Origin of the sequence: Weissella sp. DD23, from assembly GCF_001579105.1 — a bacterium.
GTDB lineage: Bacteria > Bacillota > Bacilli > Lactobacillales > Lactobacillaceae > Weissella > Weissella cibaria.
This window is the reverse complement of record NZ_KQ970534.1, coordinates 1-231: the sequence shown is the minus strand read 5'-3', so window position 1 is coordinate 231 and position 231 is coordinate 1. Positions and strand designations below refer to the sequence as shown.

Here is a 231-nt window from a genome sequence, read left to right as displayed (position 1 = left end):
AGGGTAACCAAGCGATTAATGGGACGGTGTACAGTTTTGGTGACAATGGGACATTCTTTTTGCGAGGTAAGGTTAAAGATGCCTATGTGCCCGTGAATAATAGTGGTTGGCGTTGGGTGACTAATGGGGCCAACTTTACGGGATTCCGTTTCTACATGGGTGCCTACTATTGGTTCCAGAATGGTGTCCGGCAGAACTCGCAATGGGAAACTGCTTGGGGGATGAATTATT

1 pseudogene is annotated in these 231 nt (G+C 47.2%); it reads left to right on the top strand.

What is annotated here, in order from left to right:
* Positions 1-231, top strand: a pseudogene (locus WEIDD23_RS13980) (1,4-beta-N-acetylmuramidase); the annotation flags it as partial.